Origin of the sequence: Syntrophorhabdus sp. (assembly GCA_012719415.1) — a bacterium.
Classification (GTDB): Bacteria; Desulfobacterota; Syntrophorhabdia; order Syntrophorhabdales; family Syntrophorhabdaceae; genus Delta-02.
In genome coordinates this window covers 1-7902 of sequence record JAAYAK010000256.1, presented here as the reverse complement: position 1 = coordinate 7902, position 7902 = coordinate 1, and the positions used below count along the sequence as shown (strand labels likewise).

The window sequence follows — 7902 nt, the reverse complement described above, 5'->3', positions numbered from 1 at the left end:
GCCGGGATGACGGGACACCACGAACCGCCTCCAGAAATGACCTCATGAACAGACTGCCAAGCAGTAGAAGCGGCTCAAACTCTTTCTTTGGCTAGAAGTGCGGCGCCGAGGGCCGCTGTTATCTGGGGTATCTCCGGAACAATTACGTTTGTTCCCAGTTCGGCCGCTATGGCCTTCACGAGCCCGATATCCATGGCGCCGCCGCCCGTAACGGCGTAGTCGGGTACGAGTCCCACACGGACGGCCAGTGTGACTATCTTCGATGCCATGGCGTTGTGGATCCCGGCCAGGATATCGGCGGGGCTGGCGCCTTCCGATATGCGCGACACGGCCTCCGATTCGGCAAAGACCGCGCATCCCGTGGTGAATTCGACCGGTTTTTGCGCCTTCAGGGATAGCTCCCCGATGTCGCTCACATTAATGCGAAGGATACGGGCCGCGACCTGCAGGAACTTCCCGCTCCCGCCGGCGCATTTCTCGTTCATGATGAAGTTCGCTATCCTCCCTTCGTCATGGAGACGTATGGCGCGGGAGTACTGTGCCCCGATGTCGATGACCGTCCTCACCGAAGGAAAAAGATGGTGGACACCGATGGCATGACAGGAAAGGTCCGTGGAGGTCTCTCCGGCGATATCGACCATGTTGCAGCCATAGCCGGCTGCAACCGTCCGTACCATGTCGCTCAAGGTCAGTTTCGCCTTTTCGAGGGCGGCCTCAGCCACCGCCCTGCCCGCCTCACGGTAATCTCCGCCCGATGGTATGACGGCAAAGGAGCGGATCTCGTCTTCCTCGAGGACAACCGCCTTCGAATACCCTGAACCCACATCTATGCCAAGCACGTACGCCACGTATCGAATCCTTATTTGAAGAATGTCGCCTCTTCGAGCTTGTGTCCGCTGCGGGTCGGCTTCTGTCCCTCGGAGGTGTATCTCTCGAAGATATCCTTGCCCATGAGGGCGGCGCCCAGCGCCCCCGTTATGAGGGGCTCCGGCGGAACGAGAAGCTTCTGCCCGAACTTCGATTCCAGCGCCCTGACGAGACCGATGTTCTTCGCTCCTCCTCCCGTCACGGCAATATCCGGTTCCACGTTCAGCTTCTTGACGAGAGAGTAGACCCTGGTGGCCACCGCGTCGTGAATGCCGGCCATCAGGTTCGCGATCGGCTCTCCGCCTGCCAATCGGGATATGATCTCCTGCTCGGCGAACACGGTACAGGTGCTGCTGACGGCCGCTATCCTCTCAGCGGTCAGCGAGAGCTCTCCGATCTTTTCCAGGGGAACACCGAGAGAGTCAGCTATGATCTCAAGAAAACGCCCGGTACCGGCGGCACACTTGTCATTCATGACAAAGTTCATTACCTTGCCGTTCTGTATCTTGATGCCTTTGCTGTCCTGACCGCCGATATCGACGACGGTTTTAACAGAGGGGAGGAGGCTGTGCAAGCCTTTCGCGTGGCAGGTTATCTCGGTGATCTGTCGGTCTGCAAAGGGAACGTTTATCCTGCCGTATCCAGTAGCAACAATGTATGTCAGATCTTCGAAGGTGAGGCGCGCTTGACGCAGCGCCTCCTCCATCACTCTGTTTGCAAGCTTCCGGTGCTCAGGGCCCGTAGGCCCTATGAGCGACGCTTCTATCCTGTCGCCTACGATCACCACCTTCGTCATGGTGGAACCGATATCGACACCGGCAAAATGATCCATCTGGTACTGCTCCTGTCCGATCCTCGCGAAACCCTTAGGCTCTAGCCCTGTCTCTTCTTGTAGGCCGCGAGAGTCTCAATAAAGGCATCGATCCTGTTGTGCGTATCCGCCTCGTTGTAGGAGCTGATATCAACGATATCGCCCTCCATGATGAGGATGGGCATATCCTTGTAAACGTTCTTCAGCGTGACGGCCTGCTGCATGATGCCCGCGTGCCAGCTTCTGCATGAGAACGCCGAATGGAACACGGCGCCGTCGCACTTGTAATCCTCAATATACTCTATGATCCGCTCCACCTTCGGGGTCGAGCCCGGACGCTTTTTTGCCGCATCATACCAGTGCGTCCAGTACCGCACCCATCTCCAGGCAATGTGCTCCAGGGGATCGTTCGTTTTAGGCAGGTCAAGGCGCTCGACCTTCTCGCAGCCCCGGTAGGTCACTTCCACGGGGAAGACCACACCTTTGCTGTTGAAGTACTGGAAGTCTCCCAGGGCAAACCAGCTGGGCAGGCCGGCGGCCCATATGACACGGTATTTCTCGGGGTCGGCAACACCCACGCCGTTCGCGATCTTGTCTTCCAGTTCCGCCTTGAGATCAACGTAGAAGTCGTAGGCCTCCTGAGTGCCTAGATTGAACGTCAGGGGGACCATCGTGTTCATGGCGTCGCCGGTGTCCATCGGCGTCGGTATGTGTTTGCGCAGTTCGTAGGTGTCGATGAAAAGGTCCCATGTCTTGTCGGAAAGTTCGACGGTGGCCGCCAGACGGTCCCAGTCCATCTTTTTGCCTGTGATCTTCTCGCAGAACTTGACCGTCGCCCGGAGCTCCTCGGTGGCATACTTCACATAGATGGCTTCCTGATCGTGGTGATTCACATTCGGGTCCCACGGCGGGTAGTACATGTTCGTGACGAAAACGGGAACATCCCTCTGGTAATGCTGGGTCGCCTGGGGCCATTTGAACCGCGGGTCGCACAGAAGCTGGCCGTTGCCGAGGATCATGTCGGGTCTGCCCATGCCGCCCCAGGGGGCGCCTTCGGGCATCGCACCGCCCTGCTCTTCGCGTATCATGTCGAAACCGATGTTGCAGGTCGCGTAGGTGCAAAGGGACCGGGAGAAGTTGTCGGATTCCGCTTTCTGGAGATACTTTTCCGCGTCGCGTTTCGCCGCACAGACCCCGGAGAAGCTTTCCCCCCAAGCGGGGACGATGTCCATTGCCCGCATGATCTCATCCTGACCGTCGGCGATGAAGGCGGCGGCCACTTTCTTCCCTTCTTCCTTTGCCTTTAATGTTGCAGACAGGTTGCCCCGTACGAATTTCGGTATCTTAGCTGCCGTTGCTGTTGCAACTGCTCTTCCTTTTTTTTCTTCAGCCATGTGATTCTCCTCTCTCTCAGTTATGCGATCATCTCGAGGAACGCCTCGATCCTGGTCTTGACCCTAGCAAGGGAAGATGTGGAATACTCATCCTCCAGGTAGAGCACGGGCACTCCCGCCGCTTCGATGTAACTTTTGATAGCCGGTACTTCAAATCCATAGGGGTCGCAATACTTGTAGATGAAGAGGATGGCTCCGTCCACCTTGAACTCGTTCACGTACTTCTTCATGTGCCCGAAGCGTTCTTCGAGAATACCTTCGTAGGTATCCGCGGAGCCGACGAAGGTTGTCGGTATCTTCAGTTTTCTCAGATAACGCTCCGCGATTCCCTGGACCGGATCGGCCGTGGCGTCGACATCCTGCCAGTACATCTTTGCGCCCAGGGAAAGGTCGTCCATGACGAGACACGCTCCCGTCGACTCGATGGCATCGATGACCGCGATGTCGTCTATCTGGTCACCAATGATCATGATGCGTTTCCCCTTCGCATCTCCTGCAGGTTTACGTTCCTTCACCTCTTCTGTCACGGCCTTGATGAGCGCGCTTGACTCGTCCACGGGCAGGCTCATCGCCGCCACGAGGACCTTCATCATCTCGACCCCGGAAATGAGGGGAGGATTCGACTTCCTGAGATCGTAGAGCTCTCTCATGAGCCTTCTGTTCTCGTTGTGGGCCTTGACCGCGTTGGCGATGGCTTCGTCGGTGATCTTCGTGCCCGTGAACTTCTCCAGCGTGGTGATGAAGATCCGCAGGATCTCTTTCATGAACGTGATCGACGGATCGTCCGTCACGTGGGGAACATTGAGAAAATGCCAGTAGGGAAGCTTCAGGGTGTAGCTCCACGTCTCGTTGGTCCTGTCGATGGAATCACACTGGTGAGGAAGAACCATGCCGTCGAGAAAATCATACTTGCCCTTGACCGCGGCATCAAAGACATTCCGCACGAAGGGACAGACGATGGACTCCATGTACGCGTCACCCTTCGAGATCGCTTCGGAAACGTTGCCTTTGAGCCTGATGGGGACGACACCCGCCGCCGTCATGATCTCCACCGGGCCCAGGGCGGTCAAATACCCGATGACCTTCTTCCCCGAGGCTTTCAGCTCTCTCGCTCTGGACCCGTACTGGGTATAGAGCTTTTCGGCGGCTGCTAAACCATTACCGTCTCGTAATTCTGTCATCTTCACTCCTTATTCACCCCGGCGCTGTAGTACTGATGCGGGGTCTAGTGTGTATGGGATTGCCAAGCAAGGCTTCGTAGGGTGGGCCAATCTTGGCACACAATTCTAACGGAACGGGCTGCCTTTGTCAACGAATTATGTGAAGCTTTTCACACAATCAGGCGCAGGGCACGCTGCGGTGGACAACATCGCCCTCTTCCCGGACAAGTGTGACGATAATCTTCTTCTTCCTGTCCACGTCAAAGTCGATCACATGCTTATCATGAGGCATGCAACCGAAGATCTCCACGATGCCCTTTTCCTGGATGCCAAGAGCGGACTCCGGCTGAACCATCGGTGTCCCTCTTCTCACATCGAGTTTGATAACCCGTTTGTAATCCACAGGGATGCAGCCGAAGACCTCGATCAGTGTTTTTTCCAGCTCTCTGAACTTCAGGTTTGTGACTGTTTGAAGTGACCACGCTCTTGCCATGACATCCTCCTGCCAGCTCGAAACGTATATCCAAACATGCCGAAAAGCTACCTTCCTCAACTTCCGGCTCTGCTGCCCCACGTAACCCGGGCATCTCAGAACCGACACCTTTTGCATACAATGAAGCAAAGGATGTGCCAGAGGTGATTATTGAATATTATCCAACATATACATCAATCAGGGGTACCGTATCCTATCGCATACGACAGAACAATCCTGACACATGTGTCAGCAATTGTCCATTTCTGTAATATATGTCAGTGTCTGATCGACACCGTCGGTGTTCCGATGAATCTCTTGAAAAAGAACGGTCGGTACACTATAATCGTTGCACAGGAACGAGATGATTTCGGGTCGCTGCTGTTAATTTTCATTCACTATGGATCGATACGATTGCGTGATCGTTGGCGCCGGACCGGGCGGGGCAACATTTGCCCGGAAGAGCGCGCTCGAGGGATTCAAGACCCTCCTCATCGAAAAGGAATCCTTTCCCAGGAGCAAGGTATGCGGAGGCGGCGTCACCCCGGCCGTACGGCATCTTTTGGACTTCGATCATCACGACGTGGTTGAACGGACGGTCAGGGGTATCACCTTCCTTACCCGCGATGAACCTCAGAACTGTACCTGGTATCCCGATGACATGGCAGTCGATATGGTGTCGCGCAGGGAATTCGACCATCATCTCGTCAAGCAGGCGGTCAACGCCGGAGCGGTCTTCGCCGAGAGAACAAAGGTCATCTCCGTGCGGGAGTCAACGAGGAGCGTGACCATCGTCACCGACGGGGGTGATGAGATCTCCGCTTCCGTCGTCGTCGGCGCTGATGGCGCGCGAAGCGTGGTGGCTGCCAGTACCGGTCTTGGGAGAGGCTACGGCGGCATCGCCCTCGAGGCGGAGATCTATCCCCGCGACAGGAACGTTCTCGACGAGCACGGCGACAGGGCGGTCTTCGGGTTCGGCTTCATACCCAGGGGATATGGCTGGATCTTTCCGAAGAAAGACCACTTCTCCGTGGGCATAGGCACCACACGGGAAAGCATGCCCGGATTGGTCTCCCTGTACCGCCGGTTCAGGGCTCGCTTCGATTTTTTGAACGAGGCCGACGAGGGCGAGCGCAGGGGTTGGTTCATACCATTCTGTAAGGACTCGGGACCCATAAACACACACAGGACATGTCTTGTAGGCGATTCTGCCCGCCTCGTGGACCCTTTCAGCGGGGAAGGGATATACTACGCCGTACTCAGCGCGGCCATTGCCGCCGAGACCGTCTTTCAGGAACTGCGGGAAAAAGGCCGCCTGTCCCAGAGGTACACAAAGGAAGTGAGGAAACGCATCACGAAGGACTACGGCTACGCACGATGGTGCTTTGACATCTTCTACGCGTCGCCGTCCTTCTTCTATAAGAAGCCCAGGGTCATTCGTGCCCTCACACGTCTCTCCAACAAGGAGATCCGCTACCGCGACATCTTCAGGGAACTGCGCAGGGGGTAGAACGTTCCCCGTTCCACGGCCCACGCTCAAAGGCCGGATGGAACGACATTCCCCGTCCCCTGAAGCCTCTGAAGTCTTACGCCTTTCGGCGTCATTCCCCGGCGGGGAAAAGAACCTGGAAGGTCCTCCCCTTGCCCGGGACGCTGTCCACGAAGATGGCGCCCTTGTGGGACCGCACTATCCCCAGTATCGCCGGCAGGCCGAGGCCCCTGCCCAGGAATCTCGTCGTGTAGAAGGGCTCGAAGAGGTGTTTCCTGTCGACCTCATCAATGCCGCAGCCCGTATCGGCCACCTCGAGGAAGACAAAGCGTCCCGGCACGCACTGACTGTCCTCTGCCGCACTTGCACTCAAACGCTTCTCGTCGCACTCCTCAACGCCGGTCCTCGCGGTGATGGACCCCTTCTCCGGCCCTATGGCCTCGAGGGAATTCGTGATAAGGTTGATGACTATCTGCTGGATCTGATTCGCGTCGGCGTTGACCCCGGGCAGGTCCACGGCCACGTCGAGACGGACCTCGACATTATCCCCGATGGATGCACCGCAAAGGGCCAGGCTTGTTTGCGTGATCGCAGTGAGATCCACTTTCCTCTTCACGGAAATGACGGATTTGCCCGCGTAGGCCAGCATCTTCGCGGTGAGATGGGCAGCCTTCTTCGATGCGTCAAGGGCCCCGTCGATATAGGAGATCGTGACGGGGAGCCCCTTTTCCGCCTCCACCTGAACGATCTCCAGACCTGCCTGGATCACGGTCAGAATGTTGTTGAATTCGTGGGCCAACCCTCCCGCCAGCACCCCGAGACTCTCCAGTTTCTGTGAGCGAAGGACCCTCTTTTCCATTTCCAGCCGTTCCTTTTCGGCCGCTCGCTGCGCGCTGATGTCCCGAACCGACACCTGGAGGACCTCTTTTCCCTGATAGGTCATTTTCGAGAGCAGGACGTGGGAGGGAAACTCCGTCCCGTCGGTCCTCTTGCTGGTCCACTCGAAGAAGTGCGATCCCCTCTCGAGGGCCATATCCGCCATTTCCATCGCCTTGACCGAGGACAGGGAACCGTCGGACTGATACTTCGGCGAACCATCGGCAACGGTCCGTCCCATGAACTCTTTCCTGCCGGGAAAACCAAACATCCGCATCGCCGCGGGGTTGACATCGATGGGGGTCAGGTCGGTCGAAAGAATGAACAGGGCGTCACCGGAGGTGTCAAAAAGGGTTCTGTAGCGTTCCTCGCTCTCCCTGAGAGACTCTTCCGCCTCCTTTCGCTTCTCCTCTTCCGCCAGGATCCTCCACGCCCGCGCACCGAAGTAGGACGAGGGAATGCCGAAAACGATAAGGATCCCGAAGATAACGAGCAGTCTCGTCCTGAACCTCGCCACCGCTCCGACTACTTCCCTGTCGGGCGTCGCCACCACGATGGACCAATATGTGTTGACCACGTTGATGGGGAGATACACGGCATGTTTCACCTCTGTCGTCACCCTTTTATCCCGGATCATATCGTACCGGTATGTGGTCGTTCCCTGTCCGCCCCTTGTCATCTCCCGTGCCATGGTGATAATGGAGGGGAAATCTTTGCAGTTCTCGAACACGGATCTTCCGATGTGGCCCGGGACCGGGCAGTAGAGTTCCACCCCCTCCTTCGAGACAAGCCAGGCATAGCCCGAATCGCCTATTCGTATGCCTTCGAGATAG

7 protein-coding genes are annotated in these 7902 nt (G+C 56.9%); 1 reads left to right on the top strand and 6 read right to left on the bottom strand.

Annotated features, from left to right (window positions below):
- Positions 1 to 74: 74 nt before the first annotated feature.
- The 5 genes from GXX82_15165 to GXX82_15145 all read right to left on the bottom strand — a co-directional run bounded on the left by GXX82_15165 (position 75) and on the right by GXX82_15145 (position 4725).
- Positions 75 to 848: a 2-hydroxyglutaryl-CoA dehydratase gene (locus tag GXX82_15165; GenBank protein NLT24379.1), complete on the bottom strand. Its 774-nt coding sequence runs from the start codon at positions 846 to 848 to the stop codon at positions 75 to 77.
- An 11-nt stretch (positions 849 to 859) separates the two neighbouring features.
- Entirely contained in the window at positions 860 to 1699 is an 840-nt protein-coding gene (locus GXX82_15160; GenBank protein NLT24378.1) for a 2-hydroxyglutaryl-CoA dehydratase, read from the bottom strand.
- 41 nt (positions 1700 to 1740) lie between these two features.
- Positions 1741 to 3072 carry a 2-hydroxyacyl-CoA dehydratase gene (locus tag GXX82_15155; GenBank protein ID NLT24377.1) on the bottom strand — a complete coding sequence of 444 codons (1332 nt, stop codon included), beginning with the start codon at positions 3070 to 3072 and terminating at the stop codon, positions 1741 to 1743.
- Positions 3073 to 3092: 20 nt separating this feature from the next.
- A complete protein-coding gene (locus GXX82_15150) occupies positions 3093 to 4253 on the bottom strand; it encodes a 2-hydroxyacyl-CoA dehydratase (protein NLT24376.1) in 1161 nt (386 codons plus the stop codon).
- 157 nt (positions 4254 to 4410) lie between these two features.
- Entirely contained in the window at positions 4411 to 4725 is a 315-nt protein-coding gene (locus GXX82_15145; GenBank protein NLT24375.1) for a hypothetical protein, read from the bottom strand.
- A 397-nt stretch (positions 4726 to 5122) separates the two neighbouring features.
- Here GXX82_15145 and GXX82_15140 point away from each other — a divergent pair, with 397 nt between their 5' ends.
- Positions 5123 to 6214, top strand: a complete 1092-nt coding sequence (locus GXX82_15140) for a geranylgeranyl reductase family protein (protein NLT24374.1) — start codon at positions 5123 to 5125, stop codon at positions 6212 to 6214.
- Positions 6215 to 6305: 91 nt separating this feature from the next.
- Here GXX82_15140 and GXX82_15135 read toward each other — a convergent pair.
- Positions 6306 to 7902: PAS domain S-box protein (locus tag GXX82_15135; GenBank protein NLT24373.1), on the bottom strand; the 1597-nt coding region annotated here is incomplete at its 5' end.

What these genes read in the sequence shown, in the direction of transcription:
- GXX82_15160 (NLT24378.1), bottom strand. Translation starts at nt 1,699, where the DNA reads ATGGATCATTTTGCCGGTGTCGATATCGGTTCCACCATGACGAAGGTG.
- GXX82_15155 (NLT24377.1), bottom strand. Translation starts at nt 3,072, where the DNA reads ATGGCTGAAGAAAAAAAAGGAAGAGCAGTTGCAACAGCAACGGCAGCT.
- GXX82_15150 (NLT24376.1), bottom strand. Translation starts at nt 4,253, where the DNA reads ATGACAGAATTACGAGACGGTAATGGTTTAGCAGCCGCCGAAAAGCTC.
- GXX82_15145 (NLT24375.1), bottom strand. Translation starts at nt 4,725, where the DNA reads ATGGCAAGAGCGTGGTCACTTCAAACAGTCACAAACCTGAAGTTCAGA.